16 protein-coding genes are annotated in these 21,814 nt (G+C 69.7%); 2 read left to right on the forward strand and 14 right to left on the reverse strand.

Features of this window, described 5'->3' with window-relative positions; translation table 11 throughout:
- Window positions 1-16 precede the first annotated feature (16 nt).
- Window positions 17-298, forward strand: coding sequence for a hypothetical protein (locus EV192_RS10170; protein WP_132113739.1), 282 nt, complete (start codon window positions 17-19; stop codon window positions 296-298).
- Here EV192_RS10170 and EV192_RS10175 read toward each other — a convergent pair.
- The 11 genes from EV192_RS10175 to EV192_RS10225 form a co-directional block, all read right to left on the reverse strand.
- A complete protein-coding gene (locus tag EV192_RS10175; protein ID WP_132113741.1) occupies window positions 264-1,925 on the reverse strand; it encodes an Hsp70 family protein in 1,662 nt (553 codons plus the stop codon). The two genes, EV192_RS10170 and EV192_RS10175, sit on opposite strands and share 35 nt — an antisense overlap.
- Window positions 1,922-4,033 carry an Hsp70 family protein gene (locus EV192_RS10180; protein ID WP_132113743.1) on the reverse strand — a complete coding sequence of 704 codons (2,112 nt, stop codon included), beginning with the start codon at window positions 4,031-4,033 and terminating at the stop codon, window positions 1,922-1,924. Before EV192_RS10180 ends, EV192_RS10175 begins: the two co-directional genes overlap by 4 nt.
- Window positions 4,030-4,449, reverse strand: coding sequence for a nucleotide exchange factor GrpE (locus EV192_RS10185; RefSeq protein WP_132113745.1), 420 nt, complete (start codon window positions 4,447-4,449; stop codon window positions 4,030-4,032). The genes EV192_RS10180 and EV192_RS10185 overlap by 4 nt, the downstream gene beginning before the upstream one ends.
- The gene (locus EV192_RS10190; RefSeq protein ID WP_132113747.1) at window positions 4,436-4,687 is read right to left on the reverse strand and encodes a hypothetical protein; all 252 of its coding nucleotides are present in this window, start codon (window positions 4,685-4,687) and stop codon (window positions 4,436-4,438) included. The genes EV192_RS10185 and EV192_RS10190 overlap by 14 nt, the downstream gene beginning before the upstream one ends.
- A complete protein-coding gene (locus EV192_RS10195) occupies window positions 4,684-9,747 on the reverse strand; it encodes a CHAT domain-containing protein (protein WP_165960328.1) in 5,064 nt (1,687 codons plus the stop codon). The genes EV192_RS10190 and EV192_RS10195 overlap by 4 nt, the downstream gene beginning before the upstream one ends.
- A complete protein-coding gene (locus EV192_RS10200; RefSeq protein ID WP_132113751.1) occupies window positions 9,744-11,504 on the reverse strand; it encodes a tetratricopeptide repeat protein in 1,761 nt (586 codons plus the stop codon). Before EV192_RS10200 ends, EV192_RS10195 begins: the two co-directional genes overlap by 4 nt.
- A complete protein-coding gene (locus EV192_RS10205; RefSeq protein WP_132113753.1) occupies window positions 11,501-13,147 on the reverse strand; it encodes a HEAT repeat domain-containing protein in 1,647 nt (548 codons plus the stop codon). The genes EV192_RS10200 and EV192_RS10205 overlap by 4 nt, the downstream gene beginning before the upstream one ends.
- Window positions 13,144-14,073: a hypothetical protein gene (locus EV192_RS10210; protein WP_132113755.1), complete on the reverse strand. Its 930-nt coding sequence runs from the start codon at window positions 14,071-14,073 to the stop codon at window positions 13,144-13,146. The genes EV192_RS10205 and EV192_RS10210 overlap by 4 nt, the downstream gene beginning before the upstream one ends.
- A 647-nt stretch (window positions 14,074-14,720) precedes the next feature.
- A complete protein-coding gene (locus tag EV192_RS10215) occupies window positions 14,721-15,311 on the reverse strand; it encodes a LuxR C-terminal-related transcriptional regulator (RefSeq protein WP_424923354.1) in 591 nt (196 codons plus the stop codon).
- Window positions 15,312-15,355: 44 nt separating this feature from the next.
- Complete coding sequence (locus tag EV192_RS10220) at window positions 15,356-16,573, reverse strand: sensor histidine kinase (protein ID WP_132113757.1); 1,218 nt, start codon at window positions 16,571-16,573, stop codon at window positions 15,356-15,358.
- 53 nt (window positions 16,574-16,626) lie between these two features.
- Window positions 16,627-18,126, reverse strand: coding sequence for a nitrilase-related carbon-nitrogen hydrolase (locus tag EV192_RS10225; protein WP_132113759.1), 1,500 nt, complete (start codon window positions 18,124-18,126; stop codon window positions 16,627-16,629).
- A gap of 113 nt (window positions 18,127-18,239) precedes the next feature.
- Here EV192_RS10225 and EV192_RS10230 point away from each other — a divergent pair, with 113 nt between their 5' ends.
- Window positions 18,240-18,626, forward strand: coding sequence for a PPOX class F420-dependent oxidoreductase (locus EV192_RS10230; RefSeq protein WP_132113761.1), 387 nt, complete (start codon window positions 18,240-18,242; stop codon window positions 18,624-18,626).
- Here EV192_RS10230 and EV192_RS10235 read toward each other — a convergent pair whose 3' ends face one another.
- The 3 genes from EV192_RS10235 to EV192_RS10245 all read right to left on the reverse strand — a co-directional run bounded on the left by EV192_RS10235 (window position 18,627) and on the right by EV192_RS10245 (window position 21,780).
- Window positions 18,627-19,583 carry an alpha/beta fold hydrolase gene (locus EV192_RS10235; RefSeq protein ID WP_132113763.1) on the reverse strand — a complete coding sequence of 319 codons (957 nt, stop codon included), beginning with the start codon at window positions 19,581-19,583 and terminating at the stop codon, window positions 18,627-18,629.
- Between the two features lie 9 nt (window positions 19,584-19,592).
- Complete coding sequence (locus tag EV192_RS10240; RefSeq protein ID WP_132113765.1) at window positions 19,593-20,738, reverse strand: epoxide hydrolase family protein; 1,146 nt, start codon at window positions 20,736-20,738, stop codon at window positions 19,593-19,595.
- Window positions 20,739-20,802: 64 nt separating this feature from the next.
- The gene (locus tag EV192_RS10245) at window positions 20,803-21,780 is read right to left on the reverse strand and encodes a GlxA family transcriptional regulator (protein WP_243726755.1); all 978 of its coding nucleotides are present in this window, start codon (window positions 21,778-21,780) and stop codon (window positions 20,803-20,805) included.
- Window positions 21,781-21,814: the final 34 nt, after the last annotated feature.

A 21,814-nucleotide genomic window follows, 5' to 3' on the forward strand; every position in this document is an offset into this window, starting at 1 on the left:
TGGAGGAGGGCGATCGGTGAGCGACGATGTCACTGTCGAACGGCATGCGGAGACAGGGCGCGACAACGTGCACGCGTTCCTGGCCACCATCGAACATATCGTCGACAGCCCAGGCCGCACGGACAACGCCCGGCGGCTGCTGCTCCCGGTACTGATCAGCGTCGTCCTCGTGCTGACCGCGGTGGTGATCGTGGCTGTGCTCGCCCCGGCCTGGGCGCTCGGGGCGGCCGGAAGCGGTGCCGTTGTCGCCGGCTACCGCCGCCTCAGCCGTGGGTGTGCGCGCCGATCTCGGCGCTGAGCTCCTGCCCACCTGGATGGTCGGGGTCGAGGTTCAGACACTGCTCCAGCAGACCCATCGCCTCGGTGAGCTGGCCGCGATCATGATGGTGGCGCGCGTGCGCGAACATCCGCTCAACCAGGCAGTCGACGACCTCCTGGTTGAATCTGGCGTGCGCCTGGGCACAGTTGAGCCACCGGTACGCGTCGGCGAACCGGTCCGGTGTGTCGGCGGCTCTGGCCGCCGCGAGATGGACGTCGATCATCTTCTGGAAGACGTCATCCAGATCCGGCGCCAGTTCCCACGCCTGATGCGATTCGCTCACCGCGTCGGCCAACTGCCCCTTCGTCAACCGGCGAACCGCACGGTCGATAGCGCGCCGGGCACGGTCGCGAGCCTCCTGTGTCGATTCCGCGAGGAGAGACTCTGTCTCAGACGTACTCTCGGCGATCTCCTTGAGCAACTGGCCGGCGCGGTCGATCAGCGCGGTCAGGAGGGCCTTCGCGTCGTCCGGTTTGCCGTCGGACCAGAGCCGCCGTGCGTCGGCAATCGGGTCCGACGGACGCGTCGTGTCCGGAGCTACGCCATGGGCCGGGAGAGTCAGGCCGGTCAGAGCGACCGGTTGTTCCGGCACATCGATGAACTCGGCGGCCTGGTCCGGCTCGGCGTCCATGGGCCCCAACCGGGCCCCGTACACGGCGGCTCCCCAGGCCAGATGGTTCGGGCCTGTTCGGCGGGTCGGAACGCCCAGTTCGCTGTCGAGCATGGCGGGCACGGCCGGCAACGCGGTGCATCCGCCGACAAGCAGCACGGCGTCGATGTCCCGGGCGGACAGCTTCGCGTCCGCCAGGACCTCACGAACGTGGTCCCTTGTCGCGGCGACCTGCGCGTCGGTCAGCTGACGGAACTCCTCCGGGGTGGGAGTCTCGAGAACCAGCGACGGCCCGGTGGACCAAGGTGGCCAGAAGCGGCGGACCGGCTGGTTCGCCGCCAACTGGTGCTTCGCCTCCTCGGCGACGGCACGCAGGCGCGTCCACTCCGCCGCGGTCCAGTCCGTCAGGTCGTCGGCCTCCCGCTGGCCGAGTGCGCGCAGCCAGGTGTTCATGATCCAGCTGTCCATGCCGGCCCCGCTCGGCGCGTCCGCCGCCATGTGGTGCAGTACCCGGACCTGGCCTCGGGCCACGCGCAACAGCCCGACCTCGAACCCGCTGTAGCCCAGCGAGTACACCAGAACGGTCCGGGCCGGGACCGAGCCGTCCTCACCGAGGGCCGCGGCGATGGCGTCGTTGACCAGATGGACGTCGGTGAAACCGGCCCTGCGCGCCAAGGCGCGCAGGCCGATCCGGTCGCGGGACTCCATGCGCGCCGGCACGGTCAACACCACCCGATCAACTTGGTGGCCTGTCTCGGTGCCGACGCGTGTCCGCGCGGCCGAGAGCTCGGTCACGAGTTTATGGACGGCGGCGGCTGATCGTAGGTGCCGGGCAGTGACGAAGTTGATCGTGCCGGCCTCGAACTCGGCCGTGACCCACGGTTGGTCCTCGGCCGCCGCCGACTCGCCCAACTCCACCGGCTGACAGTCCGGACCGGACCAGGCGACGCGCAGCCCGAGGCTGCCGACGTCGACGCCGATGGCTGTGCCGCTCATCGGCTCGTCGCCGAGTGCGGTGTCCGAAGCAGGTCGCTGGCGTCCGCCATGGTGTCCCCGCTCAGCTTGCGCAACTCCCGTTCGATCAACTCGCGGAGGATCTTCTCGGCATGCGCCCGCCGGGCCTCGTTGCGCTGCTCGTGGGCTTCCCGCACGGTCTGGGCGGTTCGACGGATGCGCTCGCTGTCCGCCGGCTCCGCCCGGTCAGCGACGATGTCGGCGTAGTACAGCGTGGTCGCCAAGCCGGCCGAGTCCAGGTCGCGCAGCAGCAACCCGTTGAAGCGCCGGTGTTCGGCGCTGTCGTCACCGCGGAACGCCGCCTTCGCCTTGACCAGGCGGCCTTTGATCCGGTCGCCGTGGAACGGCTCAAGGTAGGAGTCGAACCGCACCAGGAAGTCCTCCACGAGGTCGATGGACCTCTCCAGGTCCTCCTTGGCGTCGTCGGCGGCCGGCGGCCGGTCGTCGACCACGTGCGGGTGCAGGGTCGTCGCCTGCACGAAGGTGGTCCCCGGCACTCGGACCATGACCGTGACGACACGATCCCGGTCGTAGTTGAAGCTGACCTCCACGTCGCTGTTGGGTTCCAGCCCCTCGGGCAGTTCCACCTCGACGACGCCCTGCACGCGGTTCTTGCTGGCGACCTTGTGCACGCCCTCGTGAACCGGGATCCGGACGCGGCGCGCGGCCGCGGTGAACATCTTCTTCATCGGTTCCCGGAGCGGATATTTGGTGCCGCGGGGAATGATCTCGACGAAGGCGTCCGAGTTGTCCCCGTCGATCGCCGCGATGCCCAGTGCCATGGCGGTCTGTTCGTAGATGACGATCCCGTCGTCCGATCCCACCTCAAGCAGCGAATGGTCGCAATTCTGGCAGCTCTCGGCGTCGTCGCCGTTGGCCGTCTCGCAGGACGGGCATTCGAGGCCGGTCTCGGTGCTCGCCAGGATCGCCGCCCCGAGCGCGACGCATTCCATCGGCTTGACGCCCATCCGCACCTTGCCGACGCCGAACCGGGCGATCACCGCCTCGCGCACACTCGCCATCAGCGTGGAGCCACCCACCAGCAGCACGTCCGTGATGTCCTCGGCGGTGAAGTTGCCCTCGGCGAGCACGTCGTCGACGAGCGCCATGGTGCGGGCCACCAGCGGGGCGAACATCCGGTTGGCCTGTTCCCTGGTGAACTCGACGTAGACGTCGATCAGCGGACCGTCGTCGGCCGGCATCCGGAACGCGCCCGGGATGTTCACCACGGCGAAGTCCTGGTTGCTCAGCTTCCACTTCACCTTCTCCGAGTGTTCCTTCACCGCCCGCCGGAACCTCTGGTCGTCCGGTGGCGCCGTGCCGAGCCGGTCACGGACCTCCTCAAGCACCTTGTCGACGATCAGGTGGTCGAAGTCGTCACCGCCGAGCCAGTTGTCGCCGGCGGCGCCGACCACATGGAAGTGGCTGCGCCCGTCCTGGTCCTGGACCATCTGCAGCAGGGAGATGTCGAACGTGCCGCCACCGAGGTCGTAGACCAGCACCCGCTTTCCGGTGGTGCCGGCCTCGCGCATGCCGAACGCGATGGCCGCCGCCGTGGGTTCGTCGATCAGCCGCTTCACCTTCAGCCCGGCCGCCTCCGCGGCCTTGCGGGTGGCCGCACGCTGGGCCACCTCGAAGTAGGCCGGCACGGTGATCACCGCGTGCGTCACCTGTCCGCCGAGCGACCGCGCCACGTCCGTACACACCTTGCGCAGAATCAGGCTGGAGATCTCCGGCGGGGTGCGCACCGTGCTCCCCATCCGGATCGCGGCCGTGGGGTCCTCCGGCGAAGCCGGGACGATCTCGTAGTGGAACCGCTTGCGCACGTCGGCGATCTCCGGTTCGGAGACGCCACGGCCCATCAGGCGCTTGACGGAGAACACCGTGCAGGTGGCGTTTCCAGCGCCGTCGACGGCGTCCTGGCCGACGACAGTCGCCTCCTCACCGGTCTTGCGGGTGTGCACGCCCACGACGGACGGCGTGTACGGCTTCGCCTCGCCGTTCTCCACGACCTCGGTGACTTTCCCGTCCGGATGGTGGATCGCCGTCACGGTGTTGGTGGTGCCGAGGTCGATGCCGATTGCTTTCACGCTTGCGACTCCTTTGTTCCGTCAGCGACGATCACCTCGGCTGACCGGAAGATCCGGCCGTCCTTCTGATAGCCGGGCCGTACCACCTCGACGACGGTGCGCGCCGGCAGGTCCGCACACGGCCGCGCGCCGATGACCCGATATCCGCCGAGATCGACGGAATCTCCCCGGGCGCCGAAGGGAACCAGCCCACTGTCCGCGAGCGCCGAGCGCATCTGCTCACCGATCCGGACGCAGGTCACCACCAGGTCGGCCGGGTCATCGAGCGGTTTTCCGTTGTTCACATGGCATTCCAGCCGGTCGAACGAGTCGAGGACGGGGATCAGCGACTCCAGCAGGCTGTCCAGCTCGTCGCGGAGATTCATCCGCTCCAGCAGGTGACTGGCCAGCGGCCAGCGACTGTCATCGCTCGTCATCGTCGGCTGCTCCTTCCTCGGCCCCGTCGGGGTAGATGAACAGATCGACGAACAGCCGTCGATCGAGATGCCGAAGCTCGTCCCACGCCACCTGCGCCTCGTGCGTGAGCCGGTTCTCCCGCAGCAGCACGAAAGAAGCGTCCTGCACCTCGGTGTGCGGCGACTCCGGTGAGATGCCGATATCGGCGAAGACGTCGTAGGGAAACGGACCGCCCCACTCGGTCAGCGGATCTTTCACGGTGTGCTCCCATCGGGATCGCGGGCGGCCCAGCGGTTGACCAGGGCGATCAGCGCGTCCCTGGCGAAAACGGCCGTCGGGTCGGCCTGGACCGCCTCAACAGCAACCAGAAGTGCCCCTCGGGAATCGCCTGCGGCGTCGGTTCGGACGGCCGCCTGGGCAAGCCGCACCGCCTTCGCGGTCGCCGGTTCCGCCGGCCGGTCCACGGTGGGCTGCAAGGCGATCAGCTCGTCCTCGGGCATCGCCTGGAAGATCAGCTTCTGTACCATCGCCGCCGCTGTCTCGAGGGCGGCGAGCAACGGCCCCATCCCTGTCGCCAGGCGCAGTCCCTCGCCCAGCACGGTCAGCGCCTCGGCCACCGCCGCCGCACGGCCGCGCGACCACCGCTGGTCGTTGCACCGGTCCACCAGCGTGTGGGCCAGGCCGACCCGAGCCATCAAGGTGGTGCGGCTGAGCTCGACCGCCAGGCGCAGGTCGGCGATCGCCCGGTCGTAGTCGCCGGCATCAGGTTCGTCGCTCTGCGCGATCGCCTGTGCTCTGTGATAAAGCGCCTCGGCGTGGGCTCGGCGAAGTTCAGGACTGTCCAACGCCAGCTCGCCGCGGAGCGTCTCGACGAACTCGACCGCACGGTTCGGGCGCTGGCTCCGCCCCTCCCCCGGTGCGGTCATCGCGTCGACACAGGCACTCACCAGGTCGGAGATCGTGCCTTGGGCCCGCCCGGCCAGGCCCACGACCGCGGCGCGACCGAGGGCGGTGCCGATCGATCGCACGGCGATGTCCACACCGGACTCCTCGGCACCGAGCACCGCGTCGCGCGCGATCCCCACGTGGCACTCGACGGTGATCCGCACGGCGTCCTGCCACAGCTGGAAATCGCGGCCGGCCAGGCCAATGTACGCGGGATCCTCAGCGAGGAACCTGTCGCAGCTCTCGCACAGTTCGTCGAGCGGGATCGGGCAGTCACAGCCGGGGGCGGCCAGCACCTCGGCCACGTTCGCGTAGGGAAAGTCGGGCAGCACCGCCAAAGCGCGCGTCGGCCGGCCCGCCTCCAGCAGTGTCTGCGCGGGGCCGAGCCGCGAGAACGCCGCCCGCAGCCTGGTGGTCAGTTCGTCGGACACCACGACGTCGGCCGACGCGGCTGAAATGTCCTCATCAGACAGTTCGGGAGCCGGGCGGCGCATCAGGTCGGCGACGAGCCGGCCGACGCATGTGGACAGTCCGACGGCACGCAGGTACACCGGCCCGCCGATCACGCGGGTACCTACGGGGGCGGTGATCCCACCCACCTCCGCGAGCAGCCCGCGGCCCAGCGTTTCCACCTGAACGGCGAGGCCGAGCCTGCGATAGCTCTCGGCCATGGTGGGTCGACCGTCGTCGTCGTGCCGCTCCGCGATCCGGTGCAACTCCGCGACCAGGTCGGCGATCACCACCCGGCGCAGCCGCCGCACCTCCGCGACCGGCACCATGAACTGGTAGCAGTCCGAACGTTCCCGGCGCCAACGCTCCCAGTACGTCTCGTCGCCGAGAACGGTCACCCACATCCCGATGCAGTGCTGCCAGGCCATCCGGCCGTGCTCCCAGGCCCCGGCCTGGTCAAGGTCCCGGGCTGACCACTGGTGCGCGATCGCAAGACAGTGCGCGACGGCGGTGTCCGCGGGGTCGGCCCGCAGTCGCTCCTCCCAGGCGTTCATCGCCTGTTCCCGGCCGAGGTGCAGAAGGATCAGCAGCGGGCGGTCGTCCGCGACGGCCGAGCACAGTCGCTGAAACTGAACGTCCGGCTCGTCATCGACCAGCGCGCCCAATGCCGCCCGCAGGCGGGCCGGATCGCGGACAGGGTAGAGATCCGCGTCCACACCCAGGCGTGTCTTCCAGGAGCGCAGGGTGGCGACACCAATGGCCGCGGTCGCGTTCTCCCGCATGGCAAGGATTTCGGCGTCCTTGATCCGTGCCATCGAGGCCGCGGGGCCGACGCCGAAGGCAGCAAGTACCCGATACGGGAAGTCCTCTCGGGCCTCAGCGCTTGGATCAGGTACCAGGTTCCTGTCACCCAGCCCCTCGGCCCAGCCGAACGACGTCAGGAGGTCCGCCAGCCGCGCGCGCAGGAGCAGCACGTCCCGATGGTCGTCAGCCAGTGGGAGAAGGCACGCGAGTGCGTCACGCCAGCGGCCGTCGGCGGCCAACGCCCGACCGCGCGCATACGTCAGCCGGTCATCGGAGTCACGGAATCCGTGGCATTCAGCGAACAGCCGAACCTGCTCCAGCCAGTCCATAGTGGACTCCGCAGCGCGGGCGCGACCGTAGCATTCGAGCTGCTTGGCATCTCGGAACCCGCCGAGCCGGCCGGCCTCCGTCACCACCGCCAGCCAGTCCTCACGATCGAGGGCCGCCCGCGCGGCGGCGTACCCGCGCAGCGCGCCCGCGTTCTCGAAGTCGGTCGGCAAGGCGGCCCACCAGCGCTCGGCCGCCGACCAGTCACCGGCTTCCTCGCCCATCTTACCGCGGACGAGATCCCGTCGGGCGACGACATCCCGCACCGCGTCGGCGATGCCTTGGTAGGCGTCCAACGCCTCGGCCAGCCGGCCGTCCGCCTCCGCCACCCTGCCCTTGGCGTATTCCCAAAGCTCCGCCAAGTCGGCCGTCGGCAGCACAGTGCCGGTGAAGGCCGCCACGAAGGCCGGCCAGTCACGGCGTTCCAAGGCGACGTGTGCGAGCGCGGTGGCTTTCAGCACGCGGACCTCGTCGTCTTCGGAGACGTCCTGCAGCGCTTCGACAACGGCCTGCCATTCCTCCCGAGCCACCGCCAGATGTGCGCGGGCGAGCCCACGCATGCGGCCCACCTCGTCCGGCAGGAAGTCGGACGGCAGCACATGCAACGCGTCCAGGACCTGGTCCCAGTTCGCTGTGGCGAAAGCGACCTTGCCTTCGGCGAACCGGCCGCGCACCCGCGCGTCGCCGTACAACAACTCGGGCAGCTCGCCGAGTATCAGAGCCGCCCGCGCGAACTCGCCGTCGGCGAAGGCCAAGCGACCGACCGCGTAGGCGTGCGCCAGCTCATCGTCCACACCGGACCGTTGCGCCATCTCGTAGCAGGCGACTGCCGCCCGCCAGTCGCCGGCGATCTCCGCCTGCCACGCCTGGCACAGGCTCGACCGGCCGCTCGCGTCCGCGATGTCGCCGGCGGCCGCGTAGGCCGCGATCGCCGCGGGAATCTCCCGTGCGGCTTCGGCGACGTGCCCGAGGCAGTACTGCTCCCACCGGTCGGCCTCTCGATACCCGTTCGGGCGGCGGGCCACCACGGCCGCGTAGTCCGCGGCCGCGGCCTGCCATTGCCACGTGTTGACGTGCCGTCCGCCGCGCTGGTAAGTCGCCGCCACGTCAAGCTCGTCGATGGCATGCTCGCGCAATGTCACGGTCCGGCCATAACCGCCAGGCAAGTCGGAGAGAACCTCGTCGCAGTAGCCGATCACGGCCGCCCATTCGCCGGACTCGGCGGCCTTGGCCGCGGCCCGCAGCGCGCCCGATGCCTTGTCCGCGAGCCGAATCTCGCTGTCGAGGCAGTCATACATCTGTTCGGGGACGACGGCTCGAATCCCGTCAAGCAGCACCCGGGCCTCGCTCGGGTCGCGCTCCTCGGCGAGCTGCTCGCAGATCGCCCGGCACCGGTCCATGGCCAGCTCCAGCCGCCCCTCCTGGGCCAGCCAGTCCAGCCGTTCGTCGTCGCCGCCCAGATCGGCGTACCGGACGACCTCCGCCCAGTCACCTTGCAGCCAGGCGAATCGGGCGGCCTCGGCCAGGGCCTCGATCCGGACCACCCCGTCCGGTGGGTCGTTCACCTCGGCCGTCGCCCGCGCTCCCGCCGCCAGCGGGTCGACCGGGACGGCCTTGCTGCTGGCGACCGTGACCGCCTTGAACAGCCAGGTGTGCCAGCATTGCTGGTGCAGCATCAACACCGGCGTCGCCCACTCCACCGTGGTCTCGTCCTCGGGGTTGACCAGGTCCTGGCGGGCGGCTGCGACGGCCTCGTCGAGGGAACGGTTCGCCGCGAGCGCGGCGAGCAACGTGGGCGTGAAGCGTTTGGCGGCGGAGTCGCTGACGTCCGCCTGCATCGCCACGACAGCGGGAATCCCTCGGGCGATCAGCTCGTCCGCGACGGCCGAGCCAGGATCCGCGGCGGACCCGTTGTCGGCGCCGGCGCACAGGTTCAGCACGACAAGCCGGAGGTTGGGGGCCGCGGCCAACTCGGTGGCGAGACGTTCGCCCGCGATCGAGTCCCGGGTACCGTCCGAGTTCTCCAGGAACACCCGGCCACCGCGAGTGCCGTCGCCGCCTGTGCCGTGCCCGACTATCACCACCACGGTCGGCATCTCGGCGTGCTTGGCCAGGGCGGCGCGGAGATTGCCTACCGTCGGGCGGTTTATGCGGCGCCCGGTAGGCGACCAGCCAAGCGGCTCCAAGGCCACCGCGGCCGGACGGGCGCCGGCGGCCAGTTCGGCCCGCAAAGCCTCCATCTCGGCGTCGAGATCGAGCCGCGGTTCTGTGCTCGCGTCGCGCCACCGCCCGGCGGCCACTGCCACCACCCGGAACTTCTCCGGCCGGCTGGCCGCGGTCGGCAACCGGCCCGGTGCCAACCCGGCTCCCTGCACGGTGCGCGTCAGCGACAGACTCGCATGTCCGACCAGCCACCGGTGCGGCGGCGGTGGGCGGAGGATCTCCATCGGGAGATCGCCGAGTTCCGGTGCCAGTTCGAACCTGATCCGCAGCCGCCTGCCGTCCTTCTCGGCCCGGTGCGCGCTGTCGAACAGGCAGTTGGCCAGCGGATCGGGAAACAGCGTGGCGAACAGGCGCTCACCAAGCTCTCGAAGGCGTTCACGCACGGTGGGGTGGGCCCGGTCGACGCGCCGGAACTCCTCGTCGAGCAACCGGCGGTACGACCTCCGGAACTCGTTGCCCGGATCGATGTGCACCACGGCTCCCGCCGCGGCAGGGCCGTTCGCCAGCACCAGGTAGCGGCAGCGTCCGATGCGTCGGACGCGCACCCGCAGTTCCTCATATTCGATCACGCCCGTCTTCCCGCCTCCAAGATCAGGTCCATGACGAAATCCACCAGCGCCCGCCACGCTCGCCTGAACCGGCCACCCGACGGGCGGCGCGGTTCAGGTTCCGGGTACCGGAACTCGTCCTGGTAGCCGACGCCACGGGAGCCTCTCGGGTAAGGACTCCCGGCGCGGCCCAACAGCCGCGTCAACTCGCTCAGGTCGATGTCGCCCAAGCTGTCGGACAACTGCGGCAATCGCATCGTGTCCGAGATGACCCGCCGGTTGTGCAGCACTGTGCTGTCGCCTGGCAGCTCGGCCAGTGCCCGGTCGATGATCCGCAGGGCCTCGTCGTGATCACCACGCTCATGTGCTCGCACGGCCTGCGCGTTCCAGGTCATCCCCAGGGCACGCGAGATCGACCGGAGCAGCACGTCGACCTCTTCGCGTTTGCCGCCACCAGGAAACGCGGTCACGTGCTCACGCGCCTCGGTCAGCAATGTCGTGGCAGAATAGAAGTCCGTGCCGAGCGGACGCTGCTTGTCTATCACGAGCCCCGCGGCGTTCTGCAGAACGACAACCAGATTGCGGCACGCGTTCCAGGACGTCGGGCAGAGCTTGACGGCTTGACGCAGATCCGCCTGCGCTCGCGCGAACTCCGGTGGTGTGCGGCTGGCGAACTCGACGCCACGTGCCGCCAGCAGTTGGCCGAGGCTGCGGGTCGCCTCGCCGAACACCTCGTCGCCCGCCGCCTCGACGTCCAAGGGAAGCGCCTGCAGCACTGCGATGGCGTCGTCCCGCCGACGCGACCGCTGGAGGAACCTGACTCGCGGCAACGCGAATCCGGTGACGTGCTGGCGGACCAGCTCAGCGGACCCAGGTAGTTCCACGGCTGCTCGCCAATGTTCGCGTGCCGTGGGAACGTCGAGATCCATTGAGGACAGTGCCGTTTCGGCGATCCGTAGATGTGCCTCGACAGTGAGCGTGCACGCGGCGACGAGAAACCGCATCTGACCGGCGTTCACGCGCGCGTACGCCGGGTTGAGTTCGGCGAAGGACGGACAGCCCTCTCGACAGAGTCGTGGTGCCGCACCCAGGCGGCCCGCGTGCCGCTCGCAGTCGGCACACCAGACCTCGGCAAGACAAGCCAGAGCCGCTGTGGGGGCATCCCGGTCGAGGTGCACCACGGCCATGCCCAGCCGGGAGAAGTACATGGCGGCGCGCCGGGTCTGTTCGTCCAGTGACGCCAGCAAGCCGGCCGTCAGCCGGTGGCACTCCTCGTCCAGCGCGAGATGCCGGATCAGCATCGGTCCACACGGGATCGGCCGGTGCGCGGTCGGCGCCGAGACACCCCCACGGACCGCCACCAGCTTGGCCGCGCGCACCTCGAGTGCGAGCGCCACAGCCAGGTCGTCCCCGGCGCAGCGGGCCACGGTCTGGGACAACCACTGCTCCAGTTTCTCGCGCGCGGCGTCAACGTGGCCGGCCGGAACCGCGGCGCGGTACCGGTGGCCGGCCTCGGTCGCGAACCAGGTCCAGAACCGGGGCTCCGCGAGCAGGTTCGCCCACAGTCCGAGGCACAGCCGCCAATCCGCGACGGTCCCGGCCCGGCCGCTCACCAGCTGCCAGAGCGACATCAGGGCGAGTGCGTGGGTGATCCGGAAATCGGCCGGATCCTCGGCGTACGACCGGGTCAGCAACCGCATGGCCCGATCCCGTTGGCCGCGGTTGAGGCAACGGACCGCCGTCAGCACATCGGTGTGCTGCCCTGTTATCTCGCTCATCCCGGCTCCCGGGACCCGTCAGCGTCCGGCAGGCGACCGGCGCGAATGACCGATGCGATGCGCGTGTGCACGCCGGGATCGGCAGCCAGCGCCGCCCAGGCGTCCACGGTCTCCGCATAGGCGCGGCGAACGGACACGGCAACCGCGTCGGCGAACTCCGGACCGAGCGTGTCGGCACTGTGGATCGCCAACCCGCCGTTGCCTTCCAGCCGGTCTGTGTCGTGCAGCACGAGCCGCGCTCCGCACCGGTCGGTCTGGTGGTTCCACCGCAATGGCGCGAGCAGATACTCCGGTCCGCCGGCGGCCCGCACCGGGAGCCGGACGACCAGCCGCCGGTCGGTGATCCCGAGCCCGACAACGTCCGCGATGATGCTGCCGTCCGCGGCTCGGCGGATCGTCATGGTGCGCCCGTCCGGATCGGACACCTCCAGCACCGCGACAAACTCCTGCTCGGTGGCAACGGACGGGCCGCGCACCAGAACCGGTGTCGCCGCTTGCGCGGAAAGGTCTCGCACGGTCCGGTCGGCGGGCTGCCGGCCCGGCGGGTGAATCCGCAACTCGTACCGTCTCGCACTGACATCGCGCAACCGGAGCTGGCCGAGCCGGTCGAACGCGCCGGAGTGCACCCGGACCGTGCCGATCGCCCACAACGAGGCGATATGGCCGCCGAGCGCGTCGCCGGGAGCCACAGCGAGGGCAAGGGTGTCCGCGTCGAACAAGTCGGGATGCGCCAGCAGTGCCACGCCGTCCTGCTCGACGACGGAGCCGACGGCCGGGTCGATCTCCGGGAAACGTCCCGCCGCGACCTGGACGGCGTCAGCGGACGATGCCGGCAGAGCAGGCGTCGCGCGTTCGACGACCGGGGTCGGCGTGTCCCACTCGGTCTCGCCGAGCCGTTCGAGCGCCTCCTCCGCCGCCTCCCGGACGGCGGGATCGCGGTCGGCGTTGTTGCTGATCTCGACGAGCTTGGCCACCGCTGCCGAGCTGGCAATCAGTCCCAGGCTCCACACGGCGGCCTGTTGTACGGACCACATGGCGTCGTCCGCGGCTGCCAGCAACGGTTCGACCGCGCCGACGCCACCGACCGCTCCGAGCAGTTCGGCCGCGGCTCGGCGAACGATCGCTTCGGGGTTCGCCCGCAGCTGCCGCACGATCGGTTCGGCCATCGCAGCCGGCCAGGGATCGCCATCCGCGGTGGCACGCAGGGCGTCGAGCGCCTCGCAGCAGACGATCGGGTCATCGTCCACAACGGACTCAAGCAGCCGGCCGACCTCCCGGGTCCGCGACGGTTCAGCGTCGTCGGGGACCGACCGAGGTCGATCGGTGGCCAGCAGCCTGACCGCCCATCGGCCGCGGGCGAGACCACGGAAATGGCACTGGCCGTTGCGGTCCAGCCGCTCGTAACGATAGGGGTCGTCCGGTCGGGCCGCGACGATCCAGCAGCCGTCGAGGTCGACCTGCTCATCGCCGACGGGGAACAGGGTCACCGTCAGCGCGTCGCCGGAGACCGCGCCCAGGTCGACCCACCCGCTGTCCGCGGTGCGCAGCTCATGTCCGGGAACCTCGACCGGGCTGGCGGCCAGCATCCGCGCCGCGTCGGCCACAAAGCCACGGTCGGAACGTGGCAGGTGCGTCTCGGTCACCGTACCCAGACCTCCTGCGTCCGGCACAGCGCCAACTTGCGCTCGTCGAGCGCTTCCAGGAGACCGTGGCCACACCGTCGGCAGCTCCCGGAATCCCGCAGCACCTCACCGACCGTCCAACTGGCCGGACACCCCGGACACCGTACGGTGAGATACCCGCGACAGCCCTCGCACCGGGACATCAGGTCGTCGACCTCCCGCCACTGGCCACACCCCCTTGTCGCGCACCGCAACTGGCGGGTGTGACGGCACTGTTTCAGCGGGCACCCCTTCCCTCGTTCCACCCGTGCCGCATCGAAGTATCCGCCGCATTCGCGGCACAGCACCCGACGAACCCGCTGGTAGCCCCCGGCCCCGGGATACAGCAACACGTGCCGCCTCACCTCGCGCCGATTCAGCTTCGCCGTGTCCGCGTGACCGCACTCCGAGCAGGCGTCCACACCAGCCGGACGCTCGAACCGGTGCGCGCACATCGCACATCGGCGAACTTCCACATCCCCGACGACCATCGGCTCCAGCCCGGCCCGATCCAGCACGGGCCGGAGCATGCTCCGGCTGAACGCGTCACCCCAGACCACCCGGACCGGTGTGCCACTCCTACTTCGGGTATCGGCGCTCCCCCGCACCGCGTTGGCCAGGAACACCCCCAGCTGCACCTCCGCTGGGTCCCACGCCCGCAGCGCGTGACCGCGCACGCAGCACCGGCAGGACGTCGATGTGGGCCGGCAGGACCGGACGTGATGCCCGCACCCGCAACGACCACTGATCAGGCTGAGCACGAGCAAAACGGCCACGCGGTCGACCCATTCGGTACGCGCGTTCGGGGAGTACTGCCACTCCGGGAAGTTCTCGTCGAACGCGCGCACCTGCCCCCGCAGAATTCGGACAGTCGAGCTGACCCGGCTCGCCACCAGGCGGCTGAGCACTTCGACCGACCTCGGCCACGGCGTCGCCGTTCCACCCGCCGATATCGCAGTTGCCGGCTGCACATCTGCTCCGTTCTGGACAATTCCGCGGGAGCGCGTCGCGCACGTACGTACCAGGTGATTCAGTTCGGTCCAGCGCACCCGATGGCCCCCACCGAGACGGCGGCGGCCCACGGCCCCGCCAACTCGGCGACCCGGGTGAAAGCCAACCGCAAAGGTTCGGGAGGGGTCCCCAGACCGGCCGGAGCCAGGACCTTCAACATCACCAAACCCAGCTCGTCAACGGTCAACGACCGTCCCATGCATCGCTCGACGGACAGTACTGGGCTGTTCTGCCCGCCCCCTTCGATCGCGTCAACCAGCCGAACCAAGTCGTCGACCGGCCACGAAGCCAGTCGCGGCTCAACGTCGTCCAGGAACCGCCAAAAACCGCCCACCCGCGCTACTCCCCGGTAAACAGTCATTCACACGCTCGACGTGATTCCCCTGCACATCGTGGCCGGGTCGGCAACCCCAATCTGGAGTAATCGTCGATCGCCCGCGTGCAGCTTTGCGGTGTCACATTCCGCTGTCAAGTTGATGTAGAAGCGAGTTCCGGCACTCACAATTGTTGACGTAATGCCAAGAAGAGTCGCCCGGGGCGGTGGTCAGCGGTTGAGATACGCGAGCACGGCCAGGACGCGACGGTTGTCGTCCTCGGACTCCGGCAGGTGAAGTTTGCCGAAGATGCTCGCGATGTGTTTGGTGACCGCGCTGGCCGAGATCGTCAGTTGATGAGCGATGGCCGCGTTCGAGCGCCCCGCGGCGATCAGGCTGAGCACCTCACGTTCGCGGGGGCTCAGTTCGGCTGTACGGCCGCGCGCGTCTCCTCGGGTCAGCAGTTTGGCGACCACTTTTGGGTCCATCGCCGTGCCGCCACGGGCCACCGAGTCCACCGCGGTGATGAACTGCTCGGTGTTGGACACCCTGTCCTTCAACAGGTAACCGACTGCTCCGGCGCCGTCGGCGAGCAGTTCCCGCGCGTAGAGCTGCTCGACGTACTGGGACAGCACCAGCACCGGAAAGCCGGGCCGCTGGCGGCGCAGGTCGATCGCCGCCTGAAGGCCCTCGTCGGTGAACGTCGGCGGCAGCCGCACGTCGACGACGGCCAGGTCGGGCCGCTCGTCGGCCAACGCCTTGCGCAGTGCCGGGCCGTTGTCCACGGCGGCCACGACCGTGAAGCCGTGCTCGGTGAGCATGCGGACGAGCGCGTCCCGGATGAGGAACAGGTCCTCGGCGACGACTACTCGGACCTGATCGCGCACGGCACCTCCAGGTGGACGCGGGTCGGGCCGCCGGGTGGGCTGTCGACGACGATCGTCCCGTCGAAAACGGCCAACCGGCTTTGGACACCACGCAGCCCGGTGCCGTTGGCCGGATCGGCGCCGCCGCTGCCGTCGTCGACCACATCGCAGCTCAGCACGCCGTTCCGGTACTGGATGGTGACGCTTATGGTTGCCGCGCCGGCGTGTTTGCTCGTGTTGGCGAGCACTTCGTTGACGGCGAAGTAAACGGCCGACTCGACCGGCGGCGCCGGCCGGCCGGGCAGATCGGCGAAGACGTCGACGTCGAGCAGCGAATCCAGGGCCAGGGCGCGGATCGCGTCCGCGAGGCCCCGGTCGGCCAACACCGGCGGATGCACGCCCCGGACCAGGTCGCGCAGTTCGTCCAACGCCTTCGAAGACGCCTCCCGCGCCGAGGCCACAAGCTGGCGGGCCGCCTCTGGATCCTCATCGAACAGCCGCTCGGCATTGCCCAGGCCCATGCCCAACGCGACCAGCCGGGCCTGCGCGCCGTCGTGCAGGTCCCGTTCGATCCGGCGCAGTTCCGCGGCCTGTGTGTCAACGGTGTCCGCGCGCGTTTCCACCAGCGTCTCGACTCGTCGCTCCAACTTGGTCGTCTGCGACGGCCCAAGCAGGTCGCGCGCCCAGCGGGCCCGCAACCGCAGCAGTATCGGCCCGAGGTACAGGCCGAGCGCGACCAACGCGAGCCCGACCGGGATCGCCGCCAGCGCGTCGGCCGTCGAGGTCACGTGAATCACGCCGTAGGAGTTGGTGCCGCCGGCCCGCGCGTTGGCCTGCCATACGAATGGCTGCACCACCGCGCCGTACACGCCGTAGAGCGGCATGCCAAGCGCCAGCGCGGCCGCCCACGTGCCGATGATCGGGTCGAGGAACGCCCAGAGCACGTCCCGCCAGGTCGTGCGCGCCGCCAGCAGCGCGGCGGCGTCCGTCTCGGGGCCGTAGGGGCGCTCGATGTGCACACCGAGCTGGCCTGCCAGCCGCCTGGCCGCGTTCGCGACCGTCCGCAGCAGCGAAACCGCGCGCGGGAACACGTACCTGCCGACGCCGAGCAACGCCAGCGCCGCGCAGAGCACGACCAAGGCCGCCGCGCCGATGCCGGCGATCGACAGGCCGATCATGGCCAGCGCGCGAACCGGTGCCGCAAGTCTCGCCCTCATCCAGGTCTCCCGTTCCGTTCCGCTGGCATCATCGCATTTCTCCGCCGGGGAGATCATTTTTGGCCCGGATGTTCGACCGGCCGGAAAACAGCCAGTGCGCCCAGTCCGGCGGCGGCCGCGGCGCAGAGCCAGGCGAACAGGTCACCGACCAGGCCGTAGACCGTCCAGGTTCCCCGCGTCGGCACGGACGCGACCATGGTCTGCCGCGTGGTGCTGAAGTAGTTGGTCCTGGCCAGGTTCGCGCCGTACGGGTCGACGGTGATCGCGATCCCGTTGCTGGTCTGCCGGATCAGGGTGTAACCGTTCTCGACGGCCCGGAACACCGCGTTCGCCGCATGCATGTGCTCGATGCCTTTCCAGTCGTTGGCGGGGACGAACATGATGTCCGCGTGGGTGCGTAGCGTGCCGGGGAAATCGGCGTCGAAGCAGATGACGTTGGCCAGACTGCCGTACGGTGTCCCGGACACTGGCACGATTCCGTTGCCCGGCCGCAGGTTTTCCATGCCGGGCACCGGATGCGCCTTGTCGAAGGTGGACAGCACCTGGCCGTCCGGCGCCACGAGCACCGCGATGTCACGGGAACCTGGTGCGCCGTCCAGGATGACGGCTATCCCCATGTCCAGATAGATCTGTTTCGCCCTGGCCAGGTCCTGGGCCGCACGCAGAAAGTCGGCGTAGTCGTCGGCGAGGACGACCGCGGCGGTCTCCGGCCACGCCACGATCTTCGCGCCGCCATCGGCCTCGATCCGGCTGTGCGCCAACAGGTCGTCGTTCAGTACCGCGAACGCCTTACGCAGCACCGGTTTCTGCTCAGGTTGGACGCTCGGGGTGTGGAAGTTGTCGATCTCCCGCATCCGGGCCTCGGCCGTGAGCGACGCGCTGACGCCCGCGACGCGGACCAGGCTCGGCGGAGTGGGTGCCATGGCCAGCCGCAGGCCACCGCCGAGCAGGACGAGCCCGAGCACCGAAACGTAGGCCAGCGTGCCGCCCCGGATCGACGGCCAGCTCAACCGGCGTTCCAGCGTCATGTTGACGACCGGCGCGACCCAGGCCATCACGAAGCTGATCCCGTAGACGCCGGTGACGGACGCCAGTTGCAGCAGCGGCAGGTTGGTCGACTGGGTCGCCGCCAGCGGCCCGAAGATCGTCCCAAGCGGGCTGACCGCCGCCACCAGGAACTCGGCCGCCGCCCGGGTGGCGGGAAAGACCAGGCTGCCGGCAAACGCGGGCAAACGCCGGAAAAGTAGCCGGTCGACCAGCAGCGGAACGCTCAGGATCAGGCTCAGCACCAGGCAGCCGAGCAGGATCGGTAGGACCTCGAACTGGCCCGCGGCCGCGACATAGACCACTGTCGTCGCCGCCGACGACAGAACCACGCACAGCAGTCCGGCGAGCACACCGGAGCTGCGCGTGAACCGCATCAGGCCGATCGAGAACAACCAGCCGGCGACCGGAATCGCCCATTCGCTGTTCGTGCCGAACAGCCCGATCGTGATTCCCGCCACCAGCCACGCGTGTTTTCGCCAACCGGTGGCGAAGAACAAGTTCTCCATGCGACCGAGCGTCCCCGATCACACGGCCGCCGCCATTGCGGTTTGCTCTCCACTCTCCCTGTAGTTTTCTCCACCGGCGATCCCTTTGGGGACTCGCGGCGGTCTGCACAGGCATGGAACTCGACGAACCCAGCCGCGACCTGCTCGACGGACCGCACACGGCGGTGCTCGCCACGACGAACGCGGACGGTCGCCCCCAGTCCTCGGTGATCTTCGTGAAGCGCGACGGCGACACGGTCGTCTTCAGCACGATCAAGGGCCGCCTGAAGACCCGGAACATGACCCGTGACCCCCGAGTGAGCCTGCTCGTCACCCGGACGGCCGGCCAGTACGTCGAGATCAGGGGCACGGTCGAGATCACCGAGGACCCGGAGAAACGCCTCCTGCACGAGATGTACGACCGCTACATGGGCGGCCAGACTCCACCGCCGGAACCCGACGCGGAACGCCTGATCGTCCGCGTCATCCCGGAGAAGCTCCACCTCTGGCCGCCCCAGTGATCAACCGAGGAAGTCGGTGAGGGCCTTGACGACCGCGTCCGGCTGTTCCTCCGGCAGGAAGTGGCCCGAGCCGGCGATCTTGGCCAGGCGGACGTCGGTTCCCTTGCCCGGCAACACTTCCGCCAGGGTGTCGTTGTACTCGGCGGCGAGGCCTAGCATCGGGGCGGTGACCTTTCGGTAGGCCGTCTGATCCTCGATGTCCTGATAGAACGCTTGGTACCAGGCGTTTCCCGCGCGGATCGCGTCCGGCCGGGAGTAGGCGCGGGCGTAGACCGCGCGGTCCCGATCCCCGACGGACGCCGGGTTGACCAGCAGGGTGTCGAACAGCCAGTCGACCAGGGGCCGGAACCGGCCGGCGAGCAACTGCTCGGGCAGGCCCCGGACCTGGTTGAACGCGAACCACCACACGTTCACCGGCTGGCCGGGCGGCGCGAGCATGGGGATCTTGAACAGGTTCTCGTCGGGGTGGGCGACGTCCATGATGGTCACCGTGCGGGTACTGTCCGGGTGGTTGACCGCGAAGCTGAACGCCACCATGGCGCCGATATCGTGCCCCGCTATGTCCACAGTGGAGTATCCAAGGTGGCGGACGAGTTCGTGGATGTCCCGCGCCATGGTCTTCTTGTCGTACCCACCGGCCGGTTTGTCCGAGCCGCCCTGGCCGCGCAGGTCCACCGCGATGACCCGGTACCGGGCGGCGAGCGCGGGCATGATCTTGCGGAACTCCCACCAGGTCTGCGGCCACCCCGGCACCAGCACCAGCGGCCGGCCACGACCGCCGGCCACGTAGTGCATCCGGATGCCGTTGACGTTCGCGTACCCGCTGCGGAAACCCGGCAGGGACCGGACCAGCGCCTCGTCGTCCGGGCCCTGGTCGGCGGACGCCGGCTGGCCGGTGGCGGCGAGGACGGCGCCGGCCGCGCCGAGCGAGAAGAGATGGCGACGGTTGATCGTCATGGTGGTCCCCTACCGGTAGTCGCGGAAGAACGAGCGGAGGTCGTCGGCCAGCAGGTCGGGCGCGTCGGTGCCGGAGTAGTGCCCGCCGCGGTCGAACTCGCTCCAGTGCACGATGTTGTGGTCGCGTTCGGCCAACGGGCGGATGGCCTGGAAGTCGTTGGCGAACACCGCGACCCCGGTCGGCACGGTCCCCCGCGACGCGGGTTCCTCCGAAATGTGCGCGTTCTCGTAGTAGAACCGCGCCGACGAGCCGGCGGTGTTGGTCAGCCAGTACAGCGACGCGATCGTGAGCACGAAGTCGGCGTCCAGCGCCTTGTCCATTTCGGACGGATGGTCGCCGAACCCGCGCAGCAGGTCGAGCACCCAGGCGAGCTGGCCGACGGGTGAGTCCGCGAGCGCGTGCGCCAGGGTCTCCGGGCGGGTGGACTGGATCTTGTTGAAGCCCGAGTGCTCGTCCATGAACCGCTGCAGGAACGTGAGCCTGCGGTACTCCTCCGGACCGAAGCCCTCGAACTCGGTGGGATCGCCGCTGGGGAACGAGAACACCTGGGTCACGTGGACCGCCGGGACCTGCTCGACCCGGCCGAGCACCGGCGTGACCATCGAGCCCGCGTCGTTGCCCGCCGCGCCGTACCGCGCGTACCCCAGCCGCCGCATCAGCTCCGCCCACGCCCGTGCCACCCGGTTGACGTCCCAGCCCGCGTCCGGGGTGGGCCCGGAGAACGCGAAGCCCGGGATGGACGGGATGACCAGGTGGAACGCATCGGCTGGGTCACCGCCGTGCGCACGTGGGTCGGTCAGCCGGTCGATGACGTCGAGGTACTCGACGAACGTGCCCGGCCAGCCGTGGGTGAGGACCAGCGGGAACGCGTCCGGCTCCGGCGAGCGCACGTGCAGGAAGTGCACAGTGGTGCCGTCGATCTCGGTCCGGAACTGGGGGTAGCCGTTCATCCGGGCCTCATGGGCCCGCCAGTCGTACCCGTTCGCCCAGTACTCGGTCAGCTGCGCCAACTCCCCCGCCGGCACACCCCGGTCCCACCCGGGGAGCTGGCCGGTGGTCCGCCGGGTGCGGGCCAGGCGGTCGGCCAGGTCGTCCAGCTCGGCCTGCGGGATGTCGATCCGAAACGGCCGGATGTCGGTGTTTTCGCTGTTCATGGGGATAGCGTCGCCCGATCACGGGCTCGGCCGTGAGAGGTGATCTCGCCATCGCCCGTCGGTTTTAGGACAGGCTTCCGGCCATGCCGAAGCTGTCCCGGTAGGACGCCGGAGCGACGCCCACCAGCCGCCGGAAGTGCGGGCGCAACGCGGCCGCCGACGAGAACCCGCAGTACCGGGCGACCTGGTCGACCGGCAGGGTGGTGGACTCCAGCAGCCGCTGCGCCCGGATCACCCGCTGGTGCGTCAGCCAGGTCGCCGGCGTCGTGCCGGTGATCTCCCGAAACCGCCGGTCATAGTTGCGCCGGCTCATGTGCGCGCGCTGGGCCAACTCGGCCACCGGCATGGTCGTGTCGAGCTTGGACAGCGCCCACGTCATCGTCTCGGCGACCGGGTCCTCCTCGGGCACCTCGGGGATCGGCGACTCGATGTACTGCGCCTGCCCACCCGGCCGGTGCGGCGGCAACACCATGCCCTTGGCCAGCCGAATGGCCACGTCCGCGCCGCACAACGTGCGGATCAGGTGCAGCGCGAGATCCATCCCCGCCGCGCCACCGCCCGACGTGAGCACGTCCCCGTCGTCCACGTAGAGCGCCGAGGCGTCCACCTTGACCTTCGGGAACTGCTCGGCCAGCAACGGCGCGAGCCCCCAGTGGGTCGTCGCCGGGCGGTCGTCCAACAGCCCGGCCGCGGCCAGCACGAACGCCCCGCTGCACAGGCCCGCCACCCGTGCCCCGCGGGCGTGGGCCGCCCGCAGGGCCTCCAGCAGGTCCTCCGGCGGCCGTTCGAACGGCGACCGCCAGTTCGGCACGATCACCAGGTCCGCACCCCGGACCGCGGCGAGGTCGTAGGGCACCGGACAGCTCAGCCCACCGCCGCGCAGCGCCGCGTCCGGCTCGCCGCCGACCACCCGCACATCCAACCCGGGCAGCTCCCCCTGCGCCGTGGCCATGTCGAAGACCCCGAACGCGAAGGACATGATCCCCAACGACACGCCGTTGAACACCACCACAGCCAGCCGCTCGACCACTGCCGTATCCACCCCCAGGGTTGTGTCACCCTGAGCATAACCAGCG

Origin of the sequence: Actinocrispum wychmicini, from assembly GCF_004345645.1 — a bacterium.
Taxonomy (GTDB): Bacteria; Actinomycetota; Actinomycetes; order Mycobacteriales; family Pseudonocardiaceae; genus Kibdelosporangium; species Kibdelosporangium wychmicini.

Coding starts and splice junctions, on each gene's coding strand:
- EV192_RS10230 (WP_132113761.1), top strand. CDS start 18,240: ATGGAACTCGACGAACCCAGCCGCGACCTGCTCGACGGACCGCACACG.
- EV192_RS10240 (WP_132113765.1), bottom strand. CDS start 20,738: ATGAACAGCGAAAACACCGACATCCGGCCGTTTCGGATCGACATCCCG.
- EV192_RS10185 (WP_132113745.1), bottom strand. CDS start 4,449: ATGACGAGCGATGACAGTCGCTGGCCGCTGGCCAGTCACCTGCTGGAG.
- EV192_RS10200 (WP_132113751.1), bottom strand. CDS start 11,504: ATGAGCGAGATAACAGGGCAGCACACCGATGTGCTGACGGCGGTCCGT.
- EV192_RS10175 (WP_132113741.1), bottom strand. CDS start 1,925: ATGAGCGGCACAGCCATCGGCGTCGACGTCGGCAGCCTCGGGCTGCGC.
- EV192_RS10235 (WP_132113763.1), bottom strand. CDS start 19,583: ATGACGATCAACCGTCGCCATCTCTTCTCGCTCGGCGCGGCCGGCGCC.
- EV192_RS10225 (WP_132113759.1), bottom strand. CDS start 18,126: ATGGAGAACTTGTTCTTCGCCACCGGTTGGCGAAAACACGCGTGGCTG.
- EV192_RS10220 (WP_132113757.1), bottom strand. CDS start 16,573: ATGAGGGCGAGACTTGCGGCACCGGTTCGCGCGCTGGCCATGATCGGC.
- EV192_RS10215 (WP_424923354.1), bottom strand. CDS start 15,311: ATGCTCACCGAGCACGGCTTCACGGTCGTGGCCGCCGTGGACAACGGC.